The sequence below is a fragment of the Hymenobacter sp. BT730 genome, from assembly GCF_030542105.1.
GTDB lineage: Bacteria > Bacteroidota > Bacteroidia > Cytophagales > Hymenobacteraceae > Hymenobacter.
Genome location: NZ_JAUOFB010000005.1, coordinates 108,979 through 132,478, shown reverse-complemented (window position 1 = coordinate 132,478; position 23,500 = coordinate 108,979). Strand labels below are relative to the sequence as shown.

At 56.6% G+C, this 23,500-nt stretch carries 15 protein-coding genes; 8 read left to right on the top strand and 7 right to left on the bottom strand.

Annotated features, from left to right (window positions below):
• The first annotated feature begins 7 nt into the window (after positions 1–7).
• Positions 8–2,143 (top strand): helix-hairpin-helix domain-containing protein, encoded by a 2,136-nt coding sequence (locus Q4G72_RS14295; RefSeq protein WP_303312112.1) that lies wholly within the window; start codon positions 8–10, stop codon positions 2,141–2,143.
• A gap of 93 nt (positions 2,144–2,236) precedes the next feature.
• Here the strand turns inward: Q4G72_RS14295 and Q4G72_RS14290 are convergent, their stop codons facing one another.
• From Q4G72_RS14290 to Q4G72_RS14270, 5 genes are all read right to left on the bottom strand, one after another.
• Entirely contained in the window at positions 2,237–5,542 is a 3,306-nt protein-coding gene (locus Q4G72_RS14290; protein WP_303312111.1) for a reprolysin-like metallopeptidase, read from the bottom strand.
• A gap of 127 nt (positions 5,543–5,669) precedes the next feature.
• Positions 5,670–7,607, bottom strand: coding sequence for a DUF3857 domain-containing protein (locus Q4G72_RS14285; RefSeq protein WP_303312110.1), 1,938 nt, complete (start codon positions 7,605–7,607; stop codon positions 5,670–5,672).
• A gap of 1 nt (position 7,608) precedes the next feature.
• Positions 7,609–9,660, bottom strand: a complete 2,052-nt coding sequence (locus Q4G72_RS14280; protein WP_303312109.1) for a DUF3858 domain-containing protein — start codon at positions 9,658–9,660, stop codon at positions 7,609–7,611.
• A gap of 38 nt (positions 9,661–9,698) precedes the next feature.
• The gene (locus tag Q4G72_RS14275) at positions 9,699–11,732 is read right to left on the bottom strand and encodes a DUF3858 domain-containing protein (RefSeq protein ID WP_303312108.1); all 2,034 of its coding nucleotides are present in this window, start codon (positions 11,730–11,732) and stop codon (positions 9,699–9,701) included.
• Positions 11,733–11,913: 181 nt separating this feature from the next.
• Positions 11,914–13,146, bottom strand: coding sequence for an MFS transporter (locus tag Q4G72_RS14270; protein WP_303312107.1), 1,233 nt, complete (start codon positions 13,144–13,146; stop codon positions 11,914–11,916).
• 111 nt (positions 13,147–13,257) lie between these two features.
• On the opposite strand from Q4G72_RS14270, the gene Q4G72_RS14265 reads away from it, so the two are divergent.
• The 3 genes from Q4G72_RS14265 to Q4G72_RS14255 all read left to right on the top strand — a co-directional run bounded on the left by Q4G72_RS14265 (position 13,258) and on the right by Q4G72_RS14255 (position 17,674).
• Positions 13,258–14,931, top strand: a complete 1,674-nt coding sequence (locus Q4G72_RS14265; RefSeq protein ID WP_303312106.1) for a catalase — start codon at positions 13,258–13,260, stop codon at positions 14,929–14,931.
• Between the two features lie 157 nt (positions 14,932–15,088).
• On the top strand, positions 15,089–16,966 hold the full coding sequence (locus Q4G72_RS14260) for an ABC transporter ATP-binding protein (protein WP_303312105.1): 1,878 nt from the start codon (positions 15,089–15,091) through the stop codon (positions 16,964–16,966).
• Between the two features lie 123 nt (positions 16,967–17,089).
• A complete protein-coding gene (locus Q4G72_RS14255; RefSeq protein ID WP_303312104.1) occupies positions 17,090–17,674 on the top strand; it encodes a DUF4136 domain-containing protein in 585 nt (194 codons plus the stop codon).
• A gap of 10 nt (positions 17,675–17,684) precedes the next feature.
• Here Q4G72_RS14255 and Q4G72_RS14250 read toward each other — a convergent pair whose 3' ends face one another.
• Positions 17,685–18,602, bottom strand: a complete 918-nt coding sequence (locus tag Q4G72_RS14250; RefSeq protein WP_303312103.1) for a hypothetical protein — start codon at positions 18,600–18,602, stop codon at positions 17,685–17,687.
• Between the two features lie 109 nt (positions 18,603–18,711).
• Here Q4G72_RS14250 and Q4G72_RS14245 point away from each other — a divergent pair, with 109 nt between their 5' ends.
• From Q4G72_RS14245 to Q4G72_RS14235, 3 genes are read left to right on the top strand one after another with little or no spacing between them, the layout of a single operon-like run.
• Entirely contained in the window at positions 18,712–20,709 is a 1,998-nt protein-coding gene (locus Q4G72_RS14245) for a HEAT repeat domain-containing protein (protein WP_303312102.1), read from the top strand.
• Between the two features lie 22 nt (positions 20,710–20,731).
• Positions 20,732–21,199, top strand: coding sequence for a hypothetical protein (locus tag Q4G72_RS14240; protein WP_303312101.1), 468 nt, complete (start codon positions 20,732–20,734; stop codon positions 21,197–21,199).
• Between the two features lie 11 nt (positions 21,200–21,210).
• Positions 21,211–22,047, top strand: a complete 837-nt coding sequence (locus Q4G72_RS14235) for a phosphatase PAP2 family protein (RefSeq protein ID WP_303312100.1) — start codon at positions 21,211–21,213, stop codon at positions 22,045–22,047.
• Between the two features lie 85 nt (positions 22,048–22,132).
• Here the strand turns inward: Q4G72_RS14235 and Q4G72_RS14230 are convergent, their stop codons facing one another.
• Positions 22,133–22,474 (bottom strand): cupin domain-containing protein, encoded by a 342-nt coding sequence (locus tag Q4G72_RS14230; protein ID WP_303312099.1) that lies wholly within the window; start codon positions 22,472–22,474, stop codon positions 22,133–22,135.
• Positions 22,475–22,642: 168 nt separating this feature from the next.
• On the opposite strand from Q4G72_RS14230, the gene Q4G72_RS14225 reads away from it, so the two are divergent.
• The gene (locus tag Q4G72_RS14225) at positions 22,643–23,473 is read left to right on the top strand and encodes a serine O-acetyltransferase (RefSeq protein ID WP_303312098.1); all 831 of its coding nucleotides are present in this window, start codon (positions 22,643–22,645) and stop codon (positions 23,471–23,473) included.
• Positions 23,474–23,500: the final 27 nt, after the last annotated feature.

Genomic DNA, 23,500 nt, shown 5'->3' with positions numbered 1-23,500 from the left:
CCGGATCATGAAATTCATTCGACCCTTACATGGGCTGATGGCTGGTGCCGGTGTGGCAGCCCTACTGCTGCTTAGCAGTGGCCAGGCGCAGGCGCAGGAATACGTGCGCCCTCCCGCCGACCTTGACCGCCTGGTACAGGAGCTGTTTGCGGAACCGCAGAGCGACGATGTGCCTTACGAGGACCTGTATGAAACCCTTCTGCAGTACTACCAAACGCCACTGAACCTAAACACAGCGAGTGCCGAGGAGCTACGCTCCTTGCTTTTGCTGCGGGAACAACAGATTGCGGCTTTGCTGGAGCACCGCAAACAGTATGGCTCCATGCTAAGCATCTATGAACTGCAAAGCATTCCGGAGTTTGATCTGCGGACCATTTACCGCGTGTCGCCTTTTGTAACGGTGGTGAATGCAAACCCCAACGCGGCCCGCGGCCCGCTGTGGCAGCGCGTTTACAAGGAGGATAACAACGCCTTGTTCCTGCGCTATGAGCGGGTGCTGCAAGACCGCAAAGGCTATTCCGAACCCACTACCAGCAGCACCGGCACTCAATCTTCCCGCTACCTGGGTTCCCCGGATAAGCTGATGCTGCGTTACCGCGTCAGCCACACCCGCGACTTCAGCTTTGGCTTTACCGCCGAGAAAGATGCCGGCGAGCAACTGGCATGGGACCCCAATAAGCGCCGCTTCGGTCCCGATTTTTTGTCGGCACATATGCTGCTGCAGGAGCGCGGCCGGCTGAAAACCCTGGCTTTGGGCGACTATCAGCTGCAATTTGGACAGGGGCTGGTTCTTTCGTCCGGATTGCAGGTAGGTAAGGGAGCTGAAACCATTACTACTATCCGGCGCAGCAGCTTGGGGGTGCGGGCATATTCCTCGGTTCTGGAAAGCACGTTCTACCGCGGGGCGGCCGCTACGGCTTCACTTACCAAGCAAATTCAGGCTACCGGCTTTCTTTCCCGCAAGCGGGTAGATGCCAATGTGCAGCAGGCCCAGGATTCTTTGGCTGATTTTGATGAGTTTTCATCCGGCATTGTGCTCACGGGTTTTCACCGCACGGCTTCTGAACTGGCTAACCGCAAAGAGTTACAGGAAACCATTGGCGGCGGTAACATTGGCTACCAAAGCGCCGATGGCAGCCTGACAATGGGGCTGACAGCCGTGAATACGCACTACGACAAAGCCATTCAGAAGCGCGACGAACCTTATAATGCCTTTGAGTTTCAGGGTAAGAACAACCTGGTCGTAGGGGCGCATTACGGATACTCCCGCGGCAACTGGAACGTCTTCGGGGAAACAGCCCGCTCCTCCAGCGGCGGCATTGGAACGGTAAATGGCCTGCTGGCCAGCTTGTCATCGAATATTGATGCTTCGGTGCTGTACCGCTATTATGCCCGCGACTTCCACACGTTCTATGGGCTGGCGCTGAGTGAAAATACCCGCAACATCAACGAAAGTGGCTTATATCTGGGTCTGAAAGTGCGGCCCATTGCCCGCTGGGAGCTATCTGCCTATTACGACCAGTTCAGCTTCCCATGGTTGAAATATCGGGTAGGCGCCCCCACGCACGGCAACGACTGGCTGCTGCGTCTCACCTATCAGCCCACTAAAACCAGTACGCTTTACGCCCAGTTTCGCGCCCGCACCAAGCCTTACGACTCCGATACTGACGCTACTCGCCTGACGGCTGACCCGGAACCCACCGTGCGCCACAGCCTGCTCGCGTATTTCAATACTGAAGTTACCCCATCCTTTAGCCTGCGCACCCGCGTGCAGGGTACCCGCTACCGGGAAGGGACAGGCCCTACCAGCACCGGCTTTTTGCTGGCCCAGGACGCCTCCGTGGCTATTGGCCGGCCGCTGCGCCTGAGCGCCCGCTATGCTCTCTTCGACACTGATAATTTTGATACCCGCCAGTATGCCTTCGAGCAGGATGTGCTCTACGCGTTTTCCGTACCGGGCCTCAGCGGCCGGGGCACGCGCATGTATCTGCTGGCAGAAGTACGCATGAACCGCCACCTCACTCTCTGGGTACGCTACGCCACTACCCACTACCGCGACGTAGACACGGTAGGCTCCGGCCTGGAGGAAATCCAGGGAGCAGAGCGTTCCGAGGTAAAAGCACAGCTTCGGTACCGGCTTTAGGCTTTAGTAATTTCCTCTGCAGCAACCGGCCCTTCTTCAATCTTGAGGAAGGGCCGGTTGCTGTAATGATGGAAGCATTTCTCTAGTATTATGCTAGAGCTTTACCAAGCGAAGCGTAGCTGATCTGCCATCGGGAGCCTGTATCTGCACAAAGTAGAGTCCGGCGGCAAGTTGGGGCAGGGTAAAAGGAGAGGTAAGCGGGTTAGCTGTTTTATTGAAGCTGGTGGCGTGTACCTCCCGGCCTATAGCATCCATAATGCGCACCTGCAGCGTGCCTGCCCAGGCGTTTTCAAACTGTAAGTAGAACTCCCCAGGTGCCGGATTAGGGAAAAGGGCTGCTCCGGCCAAAGGGTCGGTTGTGGAAAGGGCAGTGGTTCCTGTGCCGCGCAGTGTGCATAGCTCCAGTCGCCATCCCAGCAAAGCGTTGCCCTCCTGGGCTTGTGGGGCCAGGACGGTTAAAGTCCAGTCACCCTTAGCAGGCTGGCCTTGCAGACGTGCCAGAAGAGTGGTGGGGAGTACTGTCTGGCCGGTATTCAGAGGGCAGTTAATAGTACTGGCTGCCTGGTCGTCGAAGCTGGCGTGCAGGTCGGCACTGCCGGGGCAGGGGCCTTCCATCAGCACTACTTTGCGGCCCGAGGGAGCGGTCAGCTCCACGGTCAGGTCACCCAGATTAGGATAGGAGACACGCAGGTCGCGCACATTCACATCTGTTATAAGCTCATCGGTAGAAACCCGGATAACGGAGGTGGTGCTGACGGCTCCGGCAGTAGGCATGCGTTTGGGCACATCCAGGCTGGCATACGAAGCACAGTCCATAGTGCCGGTCTGGAAAGAAGCCGCCGTCGAGAATGGGCCCGGACCACATTCTGTGCCTATGCCGCGCACTCGCCAATAGTAGGTGGTTTGCGCCTGTAGCGGTGTTTTAAGTAGATAGATAGTATCAGAGGAAGTGGAGGTAAGCTCGGGAGTAGCGAAATCGGGGCTGGTAGCCACTTGCAGCTCGTAGCGTTGCGACCGGGGCGCCCGTGACCACGCAAATAGGGGCAGTGTGCCCTGGGGGCTAGTGCGTGGGGTGCGCAGCAAAGGAGCCGATACTACTGCCCGACGAATGGTGAAACGCAGAACATACGCTCGTGTCTGAGCGCCGCTGGAGGCTTCAATCGTGACGGAATATGTCCCCGAACTCAGGGTAGAAGGCGTATTCAGCGTAACAACCGTTGTCCCGGTAGGAGGTACTACTGAGTTGGAGAAAGAAACCGTTACGCCGGGTGGTAGCTGGCTAGCCGTCAGCGTAACCGCGTCGCTAAAACCATTAAGGGAACTTACTGTCAGGCTGGCCTGGCCCGTTGTGCCGGGGCATAATTCCAGCGTAGCAGGAGCTTCTTCCGCTTGGCTGATGGAAAATGCCGGCCCCGCGGGTACCTGAATGGTCAGGCTTTCATCAGAAATATCGAAATACACATTGCCTACTGCCTCTACTTTAATGCGGGCCGTTGCGGTAGCTTTGGTGGAGGTGGGCAGCGTGATGGTTTCGTGCCCGTCGTTCGGGGTGTTGGCAGCCAGTACTACCGGAAACGTCAGCCCACCATCGGTAGACAGTCGGATGTTGACAGTGGCGGTATTAATGGGAGCCTGGTCCGTATTGGCAACATCCCAGCGGATGAGCTGAGGCGAGCCCGCCAGCCATATCTGCGCGCCCGAGGGTTCCTTAATCCTAAACGGCCCGGCCGTGCCAATTACCGGTATGGTAACGGTATCCGTAGCCACTCCGCCTCCACTGGCGCGGTTGTCGCGCACGGTCAGCCGAAACACCAGTTTACGCCCGTAGGAGGGGAGCAACTCACCAATGGTGTGTTGGTTTGCCAGAATGTCTGTCAGGCGGGGGAACGTGCGGGCCGGGCTGCTGGTAGGCAAAAACGACCGGAAAATGGGGGCATCACCGCTGGGAGAATCCGGGAAACCATCCGGACCCAGATTAAACTGTTCCCAACTGTACGTGAGGGCGTCGCCATCAGCATCACTGCCGGAGCCCGTCAGTATAAAAGGCGTATTGGTCGGAATCAGGTAGCGCGGACCCGCATTGGCTGAGGGCGCGTGGTTGCCGGTGTTGGTTACCACGGCGCAGGTGTTACCGGCTCCTATGGCGGTGTAATTAATAATTTCTTCCAGGCTGCTGGTATGGAAGTAGGCGTCACTATTAGGTTGCAGGTTTTGGGGGGCACAAATGCCGGCATAGGCCATGATGGTGCTGCCACTACCCGGCTCATAAGCCGTCTGGGCCTCGCGGTTACCGCCGCTGCAATTGCCTGTGTTGCCATTAAATGTGTGGCTGGCCCCAAACTGGTGCCCGATTTCGTGGGCCACAAAATCCACATCGAAAGCATCACCGGTAGGGTTAGAAAGCCCGGTAATGCCCTTGGCTTTCTCCCCATTCACGCACACTACGCCCAGCAGTGCCAACCCGCCGCCGTCGGTGCTAAACAGGTGCCCGATATCATAGTTGGCTTCGCCGATGCGCTTGTCTATTGTGCGCTGGTTGGCGTTGAGCGTGTTATCGTCGGTTTGGTTAGTATAGGGGTCGGTAGCAGGATCAAGGTAGATAATGGAATCCTCTTTTGGCACCAGCGTCAGCCGAATGGCCAGTTCCCGCTCATAGATGCCGGATACTCGGTTAATGGAAGTAACAATAGCCGCCAGGGCCGCGGCTCGGGAGCCGCCCTTCACCTGCGTGTACTCACCGGTACAGGCCACGGCAATTTGATAGGTGCGAAGCTGCTCACCGAAAGTGAGCAGCTTTGTTTGGCGGCGCGGCTGAAGAGCTGCCAGCAAAGGAGCTGCCGTATAGCAAGTGGCCGGCATACCGGAAAGCGCCGTGCGGTGAAAGACCAGATGGGTAGCAGAGCCCGGTGCGGCCGGATCGATGTAGATAGTACCGGAAGCGGAAAGAACCTGTGCGTGAAATCCTGCTGGCGTTAAGTCCAACCGGGCAGTGGCTGTTACATCATCCAGGCCCTGCCCGGTATAGGTGGCAATTTGCGGGTAGCGTGCCGCCAGCGGTGCCGGTAGCACGGGCACGGTGGTAAGGCGGAACCGGCCCGAAGTACCATCGGGCAGCGGTAACGAAATGACTACTTCAGTTTCACGGCTTGCGCGCTGGGCTGCGGTAGAGACGGGGCGTAAGGTTTCCCGTAAGGTGGCGAGCTGGAACGTTACTGCACGGTAGCGCCCCAGGCCTTTGGGAACGGCGTGCTTGGTGGCAGTTGAGTGCGGCGCATCAGCCCAGAGCACGCGCTGAGCCAGGGCCAGGGAAGGCATGCCCCAAAGCAGCACCAGCAGGAGCGCACAAAGCATAGCCGGCGCAGGATAGCGCCGGGGCGGGCCGGCAACAGGAAATGTCATAAAAAGGGCGCCATCAAGCAAAAATGACTTTAAAGTACGGAATCAGCCGCAACCCTGGCCCTAAACTAAGCGGCCCGTCTCCTATGCAGGAAACGGGCCGCCATCAGGTCAGCGTAAGTGCCTGGGATCAGACGTCAGTCTTCAAAAAAACCAACGTTGATTTGTCTGCTTTGCTGATTTTTCGCCGAAATTCCAGGTAAGCCGGATACTCGGCTTTAGGAAAACGCCCGCGGTTAAGCTGCAGGCGCCGAATATATTGTACCGTGCCATCGGGCAGGGCCTGCGTTTGAGCCGAATAGGAGCCGAACCGAGAAGAGAGTTGTACCGGAGCAGGCATGGTTTCGGGCTGAAGGCTGCGGGGCATGAGTAGGTGCACCGTATCGGCATCCAGAAACGCAAAGCTTTGCCACATGTCGGTCTTCCGCTCGCCCAGCATGGGCTCCGGCGCCGCCGACTGATTCAGCAGATTAGGCGCTACAAATACCCGTTTGCCGGTGATGGTGGCATAGCGAGGCAACGTTAATTCCAGGGTTTCTACCATGGCCGGGAGCGGGGCAGCAGGGGCCGCCGCCAGGTTATAGCGGCTGATGGTGAAGCTGGGAATTCCGATTTGACTGTAGGCGCGTTTCTTCTGGTCTTCGGGCGTCAGGTTATGCATGTAGCTGGCCAGATCATCCTGCTGCAAGGCTGCGCTGCGGGTCCGTACAGTAGCTTTAGCGTTGCCCAACTCATCCAGCTGCACATCAGCCCGGCGGAACTGCGTGTTGTCAGTGGACTGGTACACGGGGGTACGTACCAGCCGGCCGCCCTCCGGCGTGAGCAACAGCACATGGCGCCCGGCGGTAAAGTCGCCCAGATAATTAAAGGGGGCCGTTTGGCTGGTGCACTCCAGCCAGACCGTGTCGCGCCGGCCAGCCTGAGCCAGTGGCACGCACAGAATCATGTGGTTGAACTGGTTGCTGGGAAAGTCCGTCTGAATATCGGGCTGGTCAGCGCCGGCCAGGGCACAGTAGGAGGGTACACCCGCCGCCTGCAGCAAGGCCATGCCATAGTTGGAAAGGCCTTTACAGTCGCCGTAGCCCCGGGTTGCTACCTCTGTGGCGGGTGCCGATTGCCAGCCTCCAATACCCAATTGCACGGAGATATAGCGGGTGCTGCCCTGCAAGTATTCATATACCTGGCGGGTACGCTCCCGCATATCCGGTACGCGCTGGGCCAGTTCTTTCATGCGGGCCGTAACGGCTTCCGGCAGCACATTGCGCCCTTCGTTTAGCTTATATTCCCATTTCCCGAGGCCTTCCCAGGTAGATAAGTCACCGGTATGGCCCTGTACTTCAAACTGCGAAGGAGCAGTATACACGGCGGGGAGCAGTTCACGCGCAGGCAGGCTGTAGGCCTCCAGTTCCAGTGCGGGCAGGTTAGCTATGCTCCACTCATGCACAATCTGATTACCTACCGTCTGATGTTTGGCTTGCACCTCAGCAGGCAGGTTGAGTTCCCGATAACGCAACGCCGGGAGCGAACCAGGCATCAGCACCTGGAAGTGTGACTGCTCTACTCCTAAATGCGTGTTCAGCAGCGGACGCCACACCGGGTAAAAAAGCGTGTTGGAAGTGGTATACTCCTCCTCAAACTCTACCGTGTAAGGATAGCTGCCTTGCTGCAGGCGTGCTACCTGGGCCCGGTTATCATCGGAAAGGTTGGCGCCGGAAGAAAGGCTGACATCCTTAATATCCGATGAGCGTAACGTGCGCAGTAACTTTCCATTGGCATCGTACACGGTGCCGCGCAGGTAGTTAATGCTGGTAAACCGGTCATAGCTCACTATATCAGTAGCGTAGTCATCACCCTGCTCATCGAGCACCGTAATGGCAAAATGTAGCGTGTTTACTGCCTGCCCCGCCGACTTTACCGTGAAGGTATGGTCATAGAGGCGCACCACAGCATGAGCATTTTCACGCAACGCGGCCGGCATAGCAGCTACCGGAAAACGCACCTTGGGGCTGGCCCCGGCAGTACTGGTAAACGCCAGCAGCCCAGCTATAAGAGGGAAATGTAGCCGCATATCAGGATTTCTTTTTGAGCACAATCTGCTCGGCGTGCTTCGCCACGATATGATTGTAGAACTCTCGCAGGTCCGCGTATTCTTCGGCTGAGTACGACGGCTTGCTGAAGGTAATGCGGCTTACTACCTGCAGACCAGCGGGGCTGGGGGTAACACTGTACTGGAAGCGGCCCCCATTATCAGGCAGGCTTACCAGCACACTCTTGGGCAGCTCCTCAACCTCGTAGCCAGCGGGCAGCGTGAAAGTGAGCATGTGCGTTTCATCGTGGGCGGCGCCAAAGTCTACCGGGAAGAGGCGGTTTTCCAGCAGGAAGGGGTTACGGTTTTCCCCGAAATGCCGCATAGGGCTAAGGTAGATGGTGGAGGCAGCGGCCTCACCACCGGCCACTTTCACTTCCATATCAAGTGCCAGTGGCTTGCTGAGCACGTCTTTCTGTTGGAAAGTATATTTCGATATCTCCCAGCCTTCATTAGCCTTCAGGTAGTTATTCTCCACATATTTCTTCTCCCCGTCTGCATGTAGTTTGGTCCGGGCCTGCAGAGCCTGATAGCCGCCGTGCTCGTCATGCACTTTTCCGGTCAGACCACCCCGCTCATCCAGCGCCAGTTGCGCCATCTGGAAATGCACGTAGCGCTGTGAGGAGGCCACTTCAATCCAGCGCCCTTGATCAGCCTTGTCGGGAATCAGACGGCCCATGGTGTTCAGACAGCGCTCCGGCAGCATACCCACGCTGGCCAGGGGCTCAGTGGCATCCAGCAGGAGCTCTTTATTGTCGGGTAGAGCTACGTGGGCCAGTACATAGTTAAAACGGTTAACCATAGGCACGTTTTCATCGATGCGGCCATGGTCGCGGGTGCTGAGGATAACCGGGGTAGCGGTTAAGCCGGCATCCCGCAGCAAGCCAATCAGCAGCAGATTTACATCGGCAGAGTTTCCCCGGTGCTGCTCAAATGCCTTGCGAATGCCATCGTTGCTGGTGAGCTGGTCGTTACCGTCAAAGCCGATGCTCTGTTTGGTGAGAGCTACTAAAGCGGCGGCGCGCTCCGTCGGGTCGGGGTATTTCGCTACAATAGCTGCTACCTCGGCTTTTAGGAAGCCGGTACGGTTTAGCTGCAGTCCAAAGTTCTCGTTGCCCATCAGCTCATTGCCCACACTTACCCAGGTGCCTAGCTTGATATCATATGGCTGCTCGGGCATTTTGGTGCCGGCCAGTTCAAAATCAATGCGGGCAATATAGTCCTGCCGGGTCGTCATGTAAGGCTCGTCGCGGAAGGCAGGCACATTCTTCATAGCCCAGCGGTGGTTGGTCACCTGGGGAGTGAGGGTTTCAGCTCCCCCCGCCGTCCGGGTATCTGCCAGTCCGAACTTGGTTTGGCCTGACCAGCGCACCGTCATTTGACCAGTAGATATTGGGTGCTCATTCACCTCCAGGGGCTCATAGCCCTGCATCAACATCTTATAATCGAAGTATTCCGGAATGTTGGCGCGGTATTCACTCCAGCGCACCGGAATTGTGTGCTGAAACTGCCAATCCTGAAAGTTATAGACGAAATCGGAGGCAACTGTATAGGCATACTCAATAACGGAGCCTTCCTTCACATTGGGCAGGGTGAATTTGCGGGCCGAATGATTGACATCTACCTGCTCGGTAAACATGCCCGTCGCTTCAAGCTTTTCTTTTACCATTTCCCCGTTCACCATATTATAGGTCATACCCTTCAGGGCTGTGACCTTTTCCTCGCCCGAGTTTTTCTTGTATAGGGGTATGCGGACCGTAGCCCAATCGTAGCCTGATTTCTTCAGGATTTTGATACGGGTAATACGGTCGAATACTACCCGGAAGCCATCCTGCTGATAGTCAATGCGGGAACGGCCAAAGTCACATAGAATAACGGCCTCGGCTCCGCTGTCAGCTACAAAATTTTTGGCGTCGAAGTCCTTTGGGTCCAGCTTGCCAAACTTAATAGGGTCGGCTTGCGCATGGGCCTGGGTAAGGCCAGTCAGTACCAGGCCCGCGGTCAGGCCACAGGATAAGAGTACGCGTGATATCATAAAAGGAAAATAGAAGTGAAAAGGCAGAGAAAGGCAGTTTAAGGCTGCGTGTTAGTGATTTTGCTCAGCACCAAGGGCTCGGCGTGCTTGGCCGCTACCCGGTCATATAACTCCCGTAGGGCACTGTATTCAGTTGTAGGGTACTGGGTCTTGGGGAGGCTCAGCCTGCTGGTTATACTGATAGTATTGCCTTGCTGCAGGCAGGAGTACTGGAATTGACCACCTCCATTGGGAAGCGTGAAAACCTGGGATTTAGGCAGTTCCGCTACACTATATCCCTTGGGCAGTGTAATAGTGAGCAGATGTGTTCTGTCGCGCCCCGTACCGAAATCCACCGGGAAGTAGCGGTTTTCAGCCCGGAGCGGGTTGCTTGTCAAACCAAAATGCTTCATAGGGGCGAGGTAGATAGTTCCTGCAGCTCCGGCTTCGCTCCCCGGAATCTGAACAGTCATATCCAACGCCAGCGGCTTACTGATATCGGCGGCTGCAGGCAGAACCGGGGCGGGGTTTGGGGTTTCGTCGCCGAGATGCTGGCGCAGGGTGCGCACCAGGTCGGTGGTGCCGGTGGCGCGGGCTTCCAGACCAGCATAACCGCCCCATTCCCAATGGCCTTTGCCCTGCAGGGTACCATCGGGCGCCAAAGTAAGGTTGGCGTTGCTGTACTCCGTATGTCGTTGCGCCGGGGCCAGGGAAACCCAGCGGTTTTGGGCAGGGATATCCGTAATTAAACGGCCCTGCCCGTTCAGGCAGCGCTCCGGCAGCATGCCCGCAGGAAGCAACGGGTCAGTGGCATCCAACAGAAAGTCCTTGCCATCGGCCAGGCGCACGTGGGCTGCCACATAGTTAAAATGATTGAGCACGGGCATATCCAGCAGCACGTGCCCGTGTGAGCGGGTGCTTAACAGCAGTGGGTTGGCATTGAGACCAGCTTCGCGCAGGGCCTGCACTAGTAGCAGGTTGACCGCCGCCGAATTTCCTTGCCCATTCTTCACGGCCTGTTTCAGGGAAACCTGGGTCAGAAACCGCTCTTCGCCATTATACTTCACGGCTTGCTGTACCTGGGCCACTACCGCAGCGGCTCGGGCCTGTTCTTCGGGGTAGCGAGCGGGCAACTCGGCCATAGCGGCGGCTATTGGCGAAGTGCGGTTCAGATCATGTCCAAAGTACTCTTCTTTCAACAGGTCTTCCGCAATCTTTTCCCAGGTGTTGGCTACATCCTTCGGGGGTTGATTGTAATACTGAATCACCGCCAACTCAAACTCGACTGAGGAAAAATAGTCGCGGTTGGAAGTCATGAAAGGCTCCTTCTGCAGGGCAGGGATATTCTGCATAGCCCAGCGGCTGCTCAGGGCATTGGTTGAAATGGGAATGTCCTGCTTGTCCAGCCGCCCATCCAGGGTTTGCGACACCCGGGTAGAATATGGTACTGACTTCTCTTCCTGAATCGTGAAAGGCAGGTAGGTGCGCGTAATCTGTTTGTAGCGGAAGTAAGCCGGAATCAGGGTGCGGTACTCGCTCCAGCGCACGGGAATGGTGTATTGAAACTGCCAGTCCTGCAGGTTGAAAAGGAAGTCGGAATCCAGGGTGTAAGTAAATTCGATAATAGAGCCTTCCTTTACATTAGGCAGGGTAAAGCGGCAATTATTGAAGTGCTCGTCCACCTTGTCCCGGAAGATGCTCTCGTTGCCCATTTTGGTAGCAACTAGCTTGCCGCCCTCCAGATTATAGGTGGTGCCCTTAAGTGCCTTAATGCGCTCCGTCCGCTCATCATGATGATAGAGCGGTACCTCTACAGTAGCCCAATCATAGCCGGCTTTGCGGCGAATCAGGATCCGGGTGGTGCGTTCAAAGTTCAGGCGGAAGCCATCGTCGCCGCCCACCACTTTCGACACGCCAAAATCGCACAATACCACCGCCGGCGCAGCAGAATCTGCCGCTAGCGGCGTGAAATCAGCTACGCTGACTTTACCAAACTTAATAGGATCTGCCTGGGCTTGCGCCTGACCCGAAAAGCCGCAACAAACTATGGCCAGCAACAGCACGCGCTGCCTGATTCGTAAAGGATTCAACACAAGTAATAAGAGGTAAAAGAATGAAATAGCTGCTTTTATAAGCACATAGGTACCCGCATGCGCTCTTGCCAGAGTACAAGCCCAGTACGCTTCTCCAAATGTACAGAATTAAGGGAGTTGTATTATACTGGGAGAGGCTGCACATTAAAAATAATATGCCAGATCCTAAACAAAAGTTTCGTTAGGCCGTATGGCGCGCGCGAACCCCAACGAACAGATAAATTAAAGCAATGAGCGTAAGTCCGGCGCTTACATAATGGACATAGGGCAGATGGGCGGCCACATTACCGTAGAGCCAGCCGGCCAATAAGGCACCCAGGCCAATACCGGCTTCCAGAAAAATGTACATAGTGGCTACGGCCCGGCCGCGCCGTTCCGAGTGGCTCAGGTCAATGGTCCAGGCATAAAGGGTAGGGGAGTTTATACCGCCTGCCAGCCCAAAGAGTACGGCGGCCAGCAGAAAAACTCCCAGGGAATGTGCCCCGGCCAGCACAAGCAGGGAAACCAGCATAAGCGCCGTAGAGGCACGTAGCACCGGCACGCGGCCGTAGCGGTCAGAGGCACGGCCGGCTACCAGCCGCACTACCAGCGAGGCTACGGTGTAGCAGGTGAAAAACAAGCCCTTATTGGTGGTACCCATCAGTTGGCTCTGGTCGGGCACCACCGTGAGAATTACGCCATACGGAAACAGGCACAGCAGCGTGACCAGGGACGGGGCCAGCACCCGCGGCTCTAGTATCTCGCCCCAGTTGAGCCGCAGCAGACGCCAGCTAAACCGCTCCCGCTGATCCTGAGGAAGCGTTTCCGTGAGCGTGCCCTGCACCAGCAACGACAGCAGCGCCGCGCCAGAGGAGCAGTAGAACATGGTGTTCAGCGAAAACCATTGCGTAATCAGGCTGCCCAGCGCGGGGCCCGCCGCCATGCCCAGGGAGCCTGCTACCCCCAGCATACCCATGGCCTCGCCGCGCCGGTTCAGTGGGACAATATCGGCAATGAAGGCGGCCGTGCCAGTAGGTTTAAAACCGGTGCTGAAGCCGTGGACTAGTCTTAGGAAAAGAAAGCCGAAAACGGTGGTGGCCCAGGGGTAAAAGAACCCGCACACAAAGCAAACCAAAGAGCCAAATACCATCACCGGAATGCGCCCCACGGTATCGGCCAGCTTACCGCTGAAAGGGCGGGAAAGGCCGGCAGTAAGTGTGAACAGCGCAATAATAAGTCCCTTGTAGTCAGCACCGCCCAGCCGGGTCAGGTGGTCGGGCAGTTCCGGCACGAGCATATTAAAGCTCAGGAAAAACAGAAACGACGACAACGACATCAGCCAGAAGCCAATGTTGTACACACGAGAGGAGGTAACGGGAAGGGGCATTACAACAAAGGTAACGGCCTCAGCCAGTACCCGCCAGGATAAAGCCATTACGGAAAGTGTTGCCATTCATAAAGACCAAAATTTTGTTGATGCATTTATAAACAGACTGCCTGTCTGCTTGGTATTTTAGGTGCAAATCATCATTTCTCGATAGGACTTATGGATAAAGAGCAAGAAAAAGCCGCTGGTGGAAAAGGTCATACGCCGGCTGATGGCACTGGCACGGCTGTAACAGGGGCCGGTTCTTCGCAGGACCAGCGCACGGCCGCCGGCGAAAACAGCCAGACCCTCACCACCCGCCAAGGTCACCCGCTCACCAATAACCAGAACCTCCGCACCGTGGGCAACCGCGGCCCGGCTACGCTGGAGAACTATCAGTTTCTGGAAAAAATCAGCCATTTCGACCGGGAGCGGGTACCGGAACGCGTGGTGCATGCCCGGGGCGCGGGTGCCCACGGCGTATTTGAAGCCTATGGTAAAGTAGGCGACGAGCCGATTGAAAAATACACCCGCGCCAAGCTCTTCAACACCAAAGGCAAGCAAACGCCGGTATTCGTGCGCTTCAGCACGGTAGGACACGGTGGCCACTCGCCCGAAACCCTGCGTGACCCCCGTGGCTTTGCCGTGAAGTTCTATACTGAGGATGGCAACTGGGACCTGGTAGGTAACAACCTCAAGGTGTTCTTTATCCGCGACGCTATGAAGTTCCCGGACCTGATTCACTCCCAGAAGCCCGACCCCGTCACCAACCGGCAGAGTGGGGAGCGAATTTTTGACTTCATCTGCAACACGCCCGAGGCCATGCATATGGTGTCGTTCCTGTTCTCGCCCTGGGGCATTCCGGCCAACTACCGGCAAATGCAGGGCTCCGGTGTGAATACCTATAAGTGGGTAAATGCCCAGGGCGAAGCCGTACTGGTGAAGTACCATTGGGAGCCGCTGCAGGGTATTAAAAACCTCACGCAGCCCGAAGCCGAAGCTATTCAGGCCAAGAACTTCAACCACGCCACCCAGGACCTGTTCGACCACATCAAGGCGGGTAAATTCCCGGAGTGGGAGCTGTGCGTGCAAATTATGAGTGACGACGAGCACCCGGAACTGGACTTCGACCCGCTGGATGATACCAAAATCTGGCCTCAGGAGCAGTTTCCGTTCCTGCCCGTAGGCAAGATGACGTTGAACCGCAACCCGGAAAACTACTTTGCGGAGGTAGAGCAGGCCGCATTTGGTACCGGGGTTTTGGTGGACGGCCTCGACTTCTCCGACGACAAGATGTTGCAGGGCCGCACGTTCTCCTATTCCGACACGCAGCGTTACCGCGTGGGTACTAACTACCTGCAGCTGCCCATCAACGCGCCCAAAAAGCACGTAGCTACCAACCAGCGCGACGGCCAGATGGCCTACCATGTGGACTCCGCGCCCGGTCAGAATCTGCACATCAACTACGAGCCCAGCAGCCTGAACGGCCTCAAGGAAGCGCCTCGCACCGCCCCTGACCACATGCCCGAGTACAAAGGCCGCCTGATTCGGGAAACCATCGACCGGCAGAATAACTTCAAGCAGGCCGGCGAGCGGTACCGTCTGCACGAAGACTGGGAGCGGGACGACCTCATCAATAACATGGTAGGCGCCCTGGCTGATGCCAACCAGAAAGTGCAGGACAAGATGATTGAGCTTTGCACGAATTGCGACCCGGACTGGGGCCGCCGCGTAGCCGAAGGCATCCGCAATGCCCAGAAACATCAGGCTGGCGCTACCCAGGCTAATGAAAGCAAAAATGCCCAGGCCGTAGAGCAGGCCGAAGCCACTGCCCACGAAGCCCGGCCGTACTAACCGCTGTAGCGGGTAACGCATACCGCCCGGTAGGATCTGCAGAATCAGCAGGAACCGCAAGGTGTTCTGTTGGTTGTAGCACCTACCGGGCGGTAGTGTGTTCTGCCAAAACGGCCGGCGTTTCACTTCGGCGCGAAGTGTGCCATTGCCCCTGCATATGTCCTGGTTCTCCTCTTTTTTTAAATCAATTTCTGCTAAACGCCCGCGCCCCGATGGTAAGCCCACGCTAACAGTGCGCGAGCGGGTATCGGCGCTTCGGCATTTGCCCGCATTTCTACGGCTAATCTGGGAAACCAGCCCCGCACTCACCCTCAGTAATATGGCCCTGCGCCTGGTGCGGGCAGCCCTTCCACTGGCCATGCTATATGTGGGTCAGCTGATCCTGGATACGGTTGTCAGCCTCAGCCGTCTGCCCTCGGCCGAGCGTGTGCTCACGCCGGTATTGGGCTTGCTGGCGCTGGAGTTTGGGCTAGCGGTGCTTTCGGATACGCTGGGCCGGGCCGTGGCTTTGCTCGACTCTCTGCTGGGCGACTTGTTTGCCAACCGTTCCTCGGTGCGACTGATGGAACACGCCGCCGAGTTGGACCTGGACCAGTTTGAAGACAGCACTTTCTATGATAAGCTGGAGCGCGCCCGCCGCCAAACTCTCTCCCGCACCGTACTCATGTCGCAGGTGCTGGCGCAGGCACAGGACGTCATTACCATGCTGTTTCTGGCTGTAGGTCTGGCCGCTTTCAACCCCTGGCTGCTATTGCTGTTGCTGATAGCCGTGATACCGGCGTTTTTGGGCGAGTCGCACTTTAATGAGCGCAGCTACTCGCTGGTACATTCCTGGACGCCGGAACGGCGCGAACTGGACTACCTACGCCAGACAGGTGCTTCCGATGAAACGGCTAAGGAAGTTAAGATCTTTGGCCTGTCTGGTTTTCTGATTGACCGGTTTCGCGTGCTTTCGGATGAGTTTTACCAGAAAAACAAAGTACTGGCCCTTCGCCGGGCCGGGTGGGGCGCTTTCTTCGCTGCCGTTGGTGCCGCCGGGTACTACGCCGCTTATGTTTACATCATTAGTCAGGCCGTAAAAGGGGCCATCAGCATTGGCCAGCTTACCTTCCTGGCGGGTTCTTTCGGGCGGATGCGGGGCTTGCTGGAAGGCATTCTGAGCCGCTTCAGCTCCGTAGCCGAAGGCGCCTTATACCTGCAGGATTTCTTCGACTTTTTTCACCTGCAGCCCCGCATTGTGCGCAACGAAGCCCAGCCCGTGCGGCCTTTCCCGCGGCCTATTCAACAAGGTTTTACCTTCGAGAATGTAGGGTTCAAGTACCGCAACGCCGCCGGCTGGGCTTTGCGCCATCTCAACTTCACGCTGCATGCCGGGGAAAAGCTGGCTTTGGTAGGCGAAAACGGTGCGGGGAAAACCACCCTCGTTAAATTGCTGGCCAGGCTTTATGACCCCACCGAAGGCCGCATTCTGCTCGATGGTTATGACCTGCGCGAGTACGACCCCGCCGAGCTGCGCCAGGAAATAGGCGTCATCTTCCAGGATTTTGTCCGGTTCCAGCTATCCGCCGGCCAGAACCTGGCCGTAGGCCGCATCGACGAAAAAGACAACCAGCCCCGCATTGAGCAGGCCGCCGCGCAAAGCCTGGCCGACTCCGTAGTGCGCAAGCTGCCCGATGGCTATAACCAGATAATAGGCCGGCGCTTTTCTAAAGGGGTAGACCTAAGCGGAGGAGAATGGCAGAAAATAGCCCTGGGCCGCGCCTATATGCGGGACGCCCAGCTCCTGATTCTGGACGAGCCCACGGCCGCCTTAGATGCCCGCGCCGAGCACGAAGTATTCCAGCGCTTCGCTGACCTTACTCAAGGCAAAACGGCCGTACTCATCAGTCACCGTTTCAGCACGGTGCGCATGGCGAATCGGATTCTGGTGATTGAGCACGGGCAGTTTGTGGAAATTGGCTCTCATGCCGAGCTGCTGGCCAAAGGCGGGCGCTATGCTGAGCTGTTTCAGCTGCAGGCAGCCGGGTATCGGTAGTGGAAAATAGGGAAAGGGAAAGGCCAAAATATTTCAGGGCAAGGAATCCATTTTGGTCTGGAAATCAGTAGATAAGCTGCGGTAAGATCAGTATCTTACTTATTCAATATCTATTATAAGCCTATGAAACCATCTGCCATCCTACTAGTCGCCCTTGGTCTCTCACTCACAGGCTGTTTTACCGCTTATGAGGCCCAGATTGAATCGGATTATAGCTATAAGGCCGACTTCCGGTATTACCGCACTTTCTCATTCGTCTCCGGCGACGGACTGGCCGCTGACACCAGCAAGCTGGGACGAATCCTGCGCGACGCCATCCGCACCCGGTTGCGCCAGCAAGGCTACCAGCTCACGGACCGCCGCCCCGATTTACTGGTAAACTTTAACGTGTATGAGGGCGACCTGCGCTTTCGGGGGTTTGCGCAGCCTGCTTTTACCTCCTGGCTGGCCTCGGGCCAGGTAGAGACGGAAACCACGCCGATGAGTCAGCGGGAGGCCTACCAGCCCCTGCGCTTGCTGTTGCGGGATGGTACCCTGCTCATTACCCTGATTGATAATCGGACTAACCGCGCTATCTGGAATGGGTATGCCGGGGGCGTAACCGTGCCCGCCGGTACGCAGGGCGTAACGGTTCTACGCCGCTCTGTGCGCTCCATTTTCGATGAATACCGCGTATTTACAAAGGGCTACCTCAACAACGAAAAGTAAGCCGACTGACTTACCGCCGCCCGGCCGGAATCCGGAACTGCAGCCCCAGGGAAGGAATGAACGTGACGCCTTTCATCTTAGAGGAGGCGCCGTTCAGGAGCTCGTACGTGCCGTAATTCTGGTAGAACACTGATAACGCCGGCAGAATATAAGCGTAGCGGAAGCCAAACTTACCGTTTACGAACATGCCGAAAGAGGCGAAGTTATTACGACGTACTAACCCGGCAACTGGGGTGTTGCTGCCCGGCAGGAAAAGCTTTTGTGGTTCAAAGCCGTAGCGCAGAAAGGTATGGTTATAAACCACACCATAGGACAGCGCGCCAATTTCCTCCTCCGGCCCCAATGAGCGGCTGAAGACCAGCGGTATCATCAGGTCGTGGCGGGTGGCCCGGAAATTCAGGAATGTTGCCACATCATCCAAAAAAGGCACACTAGGCAGCTTGGCCCGTTGGGTAGCATATTGAAAGCCAATGCTACCATAGGTGGCACCAGCCGCGCCCTCGGGGTTTTCCGGAGTGCCCGTGGGGCCCAGGAACTGGTACATGGCATCGAATACGTGGGTGCCGAAGGCATACTTATAACCCACGTCTACCCGGTCCAGCAAGCCATAGCGCAGGTATAGGTCGGAATTGGGCTGAATGGGGTCCAGCACATAGGCCAGCGCCGCGGTCTGCACCCGCTCAAACCGTTTATTATAGTTGACAGTATCCTTGTTGGCGGCGGCGGCGGCTTCGTCTTTCACCGCATTACCCAGCTCGCTCAGGGTTTTGGTTCCTACATTGAAAATAACATCACCGCCCACTTTAAACTGCCCCCGGGGCGTAACCTTACCCGAGTGGATAACAGAACGCGGAGCAGTACAGGAGGCAGCAGCCAGCAGCAGGCCCAGAACGGGCAGCGTACAACGACGGAGTAGGGAAGAGTTCATAGAGGACGAAGGTAAGGAGCAGACCGGATTTGTCTGCGCTCAGCTAAAACCACGCCGAAGCCTGCCCGCCAGTGGCAGGCTCCCGAGAATTTGGCTACTTTGGCTGCGTATGCACCTCCCTACCTGCTCCTCCCGGGCTACTTTTGCCGCTGCCCTGCTCCTGTGCCTAACGGCCTGCGCCCCCCGTGTTCCGGTTTCCAGCTCCGCGAATTCCGCGCCTCCTGGCCCTCCCAATAAGTATGCTGATGCTACGCTGCGGCAGATAGCTACAGCTCAGGATGAGCGCAGCACCAGTACGCTGCTCCCTTTTTTGGAGCGCCCGGAAGCTCTTTACCGCCGAGAGGCCGCGCTGGCTTTTGCCTCCGTGCAGGACCGTACGGCCGTGCCGGCACTGGCCCGGTTGCTATCCGCTGACCCTGATGCCTCCGTGCGCCGGGCTGCCGCCTTCGCGCTAGGACAAACAGCTGATACTACCGCCGGCCAGGAAGCTCTAGCCGCCCGCATCACCACCGAGTCCGACCGGGCAGTGCGGCGCTACGTGCTGGAAGCCCTGGGGCGTAGTACCTCCCGCGCATCGTTTGAAACACTGGTGCGGCTGCCCGCCCCATTGCTGCAGGACACCAGCGCCCAGGTAGGGCAGGCATGGGGCCTGTATCGGGCGGGGCTGCGAGGTATTACCTCGGATGCAGCTGTTACCCGCGTGGTGCAGCTGTTGGCCATGCCTACGCCTTACCGGGCCCGCCTGGCAGCGGCCAACACCCTGGCTCGCATCCGCAACCTCAACCTGACTCCCTTTGCCGCTCAAATTACCAAAGCCTGCCAAACCGACCCTGACTATGCCGTACGGGCTGCCGCAACGTTGGCCTTGGGCAAGGTAAATGCTCCTGAAGTGCCCGCCACGCTGGCTGCGCTGGCTCGGCGGGATAAAGACTACCGGGTGCGGCTAAGTGCCCTGCGTGCCATGACGAAAGCCATGTACGTCCCGGTAAAGGAAGCTGCCTGGGATGCCCTGGCCGATAGCGAAGAACACGTAGCTCTAACAGCCGCCGAGTTCTTTCTGGTCCATGCTACCGGGGAGCCTGGCACCCTGTTTCTGGATAAAGCCAATAAAACAGCTCCCTGGCGCGTACGGGCGACGCTGCTGGCGGCCGCCCTCCGGCAGGAGGGCCCATCCCGCGCTGATATCCGGACCGCAATTGAGAAACGGTTTGCCGAGACTAGCTCAGTATACGAAAAGGGCTATTTATTGAAGGCTTTAAGCGAAGACCCTGCGGCCTATCCATTTGTAGAGCAGGCCACATTTGCATCCGGCCAGCCCGTGGTGCTGGGTACATATGGAATAGAAGCGCTGGTAGCCATGCGCAACCAGGCGTCCTTTCCGGCAGATAAGCGCGCCGCGTTTGCTCAGGCTCTGAAAAAGGCCATCAGCAGTGGCGATGTAGCGTTGATGGGCACGGCGGCCGAGGCTATCCGGGACCCCAAGCTGGCGCTAGGCACTGAGCTGCCCGGTACTGCGTTCCTGCGGGAGGCGCAGCGCCGCTTGGTGCTGCCCCGCGACCTGGAGGCCTGGCAGTCGGTGCAGCTTACCATTGACTATCTGGAGAAAAAAGCCCCTACTGCTCAGCCCATAGCCAAAGCCGCCACGCACCCCATTGACTGGAATGTGGTGCAGACAATTCCGGTTAATCAGAAAGCGGTGGTGCATACCAGCAAAGGCCCCGTTACGCTGGTCTTGCTGGTAGAGCAGGCTCCAGGCTCGGTGGCCAGCTTTGTGCAGCTGGTGAAAGCGGGGTTCTATAATGAGAAGAACTTTCACCGCGTGGTACCCAACTTTGTAGTGCAGGGCGGCTGCCCGCGCGGTGACGGTTGGGGCAGCTCCGACTATAATCTGCGCTCAGAGTTTGCTGATCTGCGCTACAGTGAAGGAGCCGTGGGCCTGGCCTCGGCGGGCAAAGACACGGAAAGCTGCCAGTGGTTTATCACCCATTCGCCCACACCGCACCTGGATGGCCGCTACACCATTTTTGCGCAGGTAGAGAAAGGAATGGATATCGTCAGCAAGCTGCAGATAGGGGATAGGATTGACCGAATTGAACTGCTGCCATAGACAGACAACTAATATAAGAAAGGTGAAAATTGTATTTAAGGCAAATGAGGCGGGCTACCAATATTTTGAAAATATGGAAAGAAACGCTCGTCTCACTATATATTTTTATGGGCCTATTAGCCTTACAATTTTACTTATTGCCACTTGGGCTAAAGTAGGTGATTCACCCTATAGGGGCTATTGTTATGCATTAGATGTATTGGTGGTAGGGTGGGGGTATTATTACACTGGCGTTATAAGAGCTGGGAAATTCATGAATAGAGTTATCAGCGAATTGAGTTTGCAAGATGATTTTGTCTGTTTTAAGACCTATCCATGGTTGTGTATGAATGCACAATCTAATTCCTGTGCTTTAACAGAAATAATGCTGACTAAAAAGCAAATTTTAAATACTGATTTGTATGAATTCACACTAGGTGACAAGCATTATTACATAAAAGGTGCTTCCCTTCAGCATGAGAATGAGTTGTTATATTTGTTAGGTATTTAACATGATTTTCTTTGTTTACTAACTCAAATCAGCCCACTTTTCTTGGCTCTCACTGGCAGTCTTACTGCGCCATTATTCTGGTTTGGTTTAGCATTGGCTTAAGCCCCATACCAGCTAATGCCCAAACTACCGCCCCAGCCGACTCGGTGCACAAGTACGAAGTTCCCGGAAAGGCGAATCGCTGGTATCAGACCAAGGTGGTGCGCGCCACTGCCATTCCGGCATTACTGATAGGGTATGGCCTCACTACCATTAATGGCAATGGCCTATACAGCAGCTACGATGCACAGCGCGACCTGCACCGCCAATTCCCCAACTTCCATACTCACGTAGATGATTACCTGGTGCTAGCACCTTACCTGGAACTAGCCGCTACTACGCTGGCCGGCGTAGAATCGCACAACGACCGGCTGAACATGGCTTTGGTAGTGATCAAGTCGGAGTTGATATTCGGAGCGGCCGTTATGGCCCTGAAATACACCACGCACATTCGTCGGCCCGATGGTTCCAATATGCAGTCTTTTCCCTCAGGCCACACAGCCCAGGCCTTTCTGGCGGCCAGCATTGTCCACACCGAGTTTCGTGATAAAAGCCAGTGGTACGGTGTGGGAGCTTATACCTTGGCTACCAGTGTGGCTGCTTTGCGCATGCTTAACAACCGCCATTGGCAAAGCGACGTGGTGGCCGGAGCCGGTATCGGTATTCTCTCAGCGCACTTAGGCTACCTCACGCACCGCAACCGTTGGGGACACAAGCCAAACCCGGGCCGTTCTATTGGGCATGTATCGGCCACACCCTGGCAAAGTCTGGATGCTACTGGTGTGCGGGTAGTACTCAGTCTGCGCTAATGGGATAAACCTTACTGCTTAGTAACCGAAACTGCCCTGCCCGTTTTTGCGGGCAGGGCAGTTTCGGTTAAAGGAGGCCAAATCCTTACTTATCCTCACGGCCGTGCACGTGGGCCGGGGGAGAAGTAGTTTCTACTGCCGTAAAAGGCTCCAGTATTTTATAGCTGTGCTCAGCCCCTTTGGGCACTACCCAGGAGTTGCCGGGCTCCAGCAGCACCATTTGCCCGGCCAGATGTAGCTCTGCCCGTCCGCTAATAACGTAGCCCACTGTTTCATACGGGCGGGCTGCCGGCTCTTTGGCAGCGGCAGGTTGTTCGTTTTCCCACAGGCGCATGGCCATGTGAATCCCGGATGCGAGATATTTCTCGCCATCGTGGCCCTTAGGCGAGTAGGCGGAATCAACTTTGGTGATGGTGGTGTCGGCCATAAAAGGTACTGATATGGTGAATATGAAAGACCAGATACTATATTTCCAATCTAACGCGCAGCGGAGGTGTGCGGTTACTCTCCGCTAAACCTTCGGGTTAGGCCAGAGTTATGTACGCTCTGTCCTCGGTGTAGCCGTATTCTTACGCGTTGATTTGCTATTGTTCTTATGGATTCGTCGTTTATTCGCACGCTTGCTCAGGCTCATCAACAGGTCGCTGCTCCCGTGCCGGGAGAGGCCCTATGCCAATTAGCTGAGCAGGTACTGAATGTACTGTTTCCGGAGCGTGCTGAGCATTCTTTACCTACGGAAGAGGCCATTGATTCTACGCTGGAGCAGCTGCAGTTGCAGCTAGCAGCTATTCTGACGGCTTTGCCTATGGCACCCGATATAGCCCGGGAAACCGCCACGCATCTGTTTAGCCGCCTGCCGGCGTTGCACCAGTTGCTGCTGCAGGATGCGGCCGCCATTGTGGCTGCCGATCCGGCCGCGCAGGGGCAAACTGAAGTAGTGCGTACTTATCCGGGGTTTTATGCCATTGCCTTATACCGGCTGGCACATGCTCTGCATCAACTAAAAATTGCTTTACTGCCACGCGTGCTCAGTGAGTACGCCCACGCCCGTACCGGTATTGATATTCACCCCGGCGCACAGATTGGCTCCTCCTTCTGCATCGACCATGGTACCGGATTAGTTATTGGCGAGACAGCCGTAATTGGGCGGCATGTAAAGATTTTTCAGGGCGTTACCCTGGGGGCACTCAGTGTAACAAAGGAGCTGGCCAACATCAAGCGGCACCCCACCATTGAAGATTACGTAGTTATTTATGCCGGCGCTACTATTCTGGGAGGCAGCACGGTAGTTGGTAGCCACAGTATTATTGGAGGAAATGTCTGGCTAACGGAAAGTGTACCCTCCCATTCCAGGGTGTACCACCGCGCCCAGATTCATGTCACCCGTACGGAAGACCCCACTGCCGACTTTACATTTTCGATCTGAGCAGAATCCTGCCCCATGCCCGGGGCC

Coding starts and splice junctions, on each gene's coding strand:
- Q4G72_RS14285 (WP_303312110.1), bottom strand. CDS start 7,607: ATGCGGCTACATTTCCCTCTTATAGCTGGGCTGCTGGCGTTTACCAGT.
- Q4G72_RS14230 (WP_303312099.1), bottom strand. CDS start 22,474: ATGGCCGACACCACCATCACCAAAGTTGATTCCGCCTACTCGCCTAAG.
- Q4G72_RS14260 (WP_303312105.1), top strand. CDS start 15,089: ATGTCCTGGTTCTCCTCTTTTTTTAAATCAATTTCTGCTAAACGCCCG.
- Q4G72_RS14270 (WP_303312107.1), bottom strand. CDS start 13,146: ATGGCTTTATCCTGGCGGGTACTGGCTGAGGCCGTTACCTTTGTTGTA.
- Q4G72_RS14290 (WP_303312111.1), bottom strand. CDS start 5,542: ATGACATTTCCTGTTGCCGGCCCGCCCCGGCGCTATCCTGCGCCGGCT.
- Q4G72_RS14245 (WP_303312102.1), top strand. CDS start 18,712: ATGCACCTCCCTACCTGCTCCTCCCGGGCTACTTTTGCCGCTGCCCTG.
- Q4G72_RS14265 (WP_303312106.1), top strand. CDS start 13,258: ATGGATAAAGAGCAAGAAAAAGCCGCTGGTGGAAAAGGTCATACGCCG.
- Q4G72_RS14250 (WP_303312103.1), bottom strand. CDS start 18,602: ATGAACTCTTCCCTACTCCGTCGTTGTACGCTGCCCGTTCTGGGCCTG.
- Q4G72_RS14295 (WP_303312112.1), top strand. CDS start 8: ATGAAATTCATTCGACCCTTACATGGGCTGATGGCTGGTGCCGGTGTG.
- Q4G72_RS14255 (WP_303312104.1), top strand. CDS start 17,090: ATGAAACCATCTGCCATCCTACTAGTCGCCCTTGGTCTCTCACTCACA.
- Q4G72_RS14280 (WP_303312109.1), bottom strand. CDS start 9,660: ATGATATCACGCGTACTCTTATCCTGTGGCCTGACCGCGGGCCTGGTA.
- Q4G72_RS14225 (WP_303312098.1), top strand. CDS start 22,643: ATGGATTCGTCGTTTATTCGCACGCTTGCTCAGGCTCATCAACAGGTC.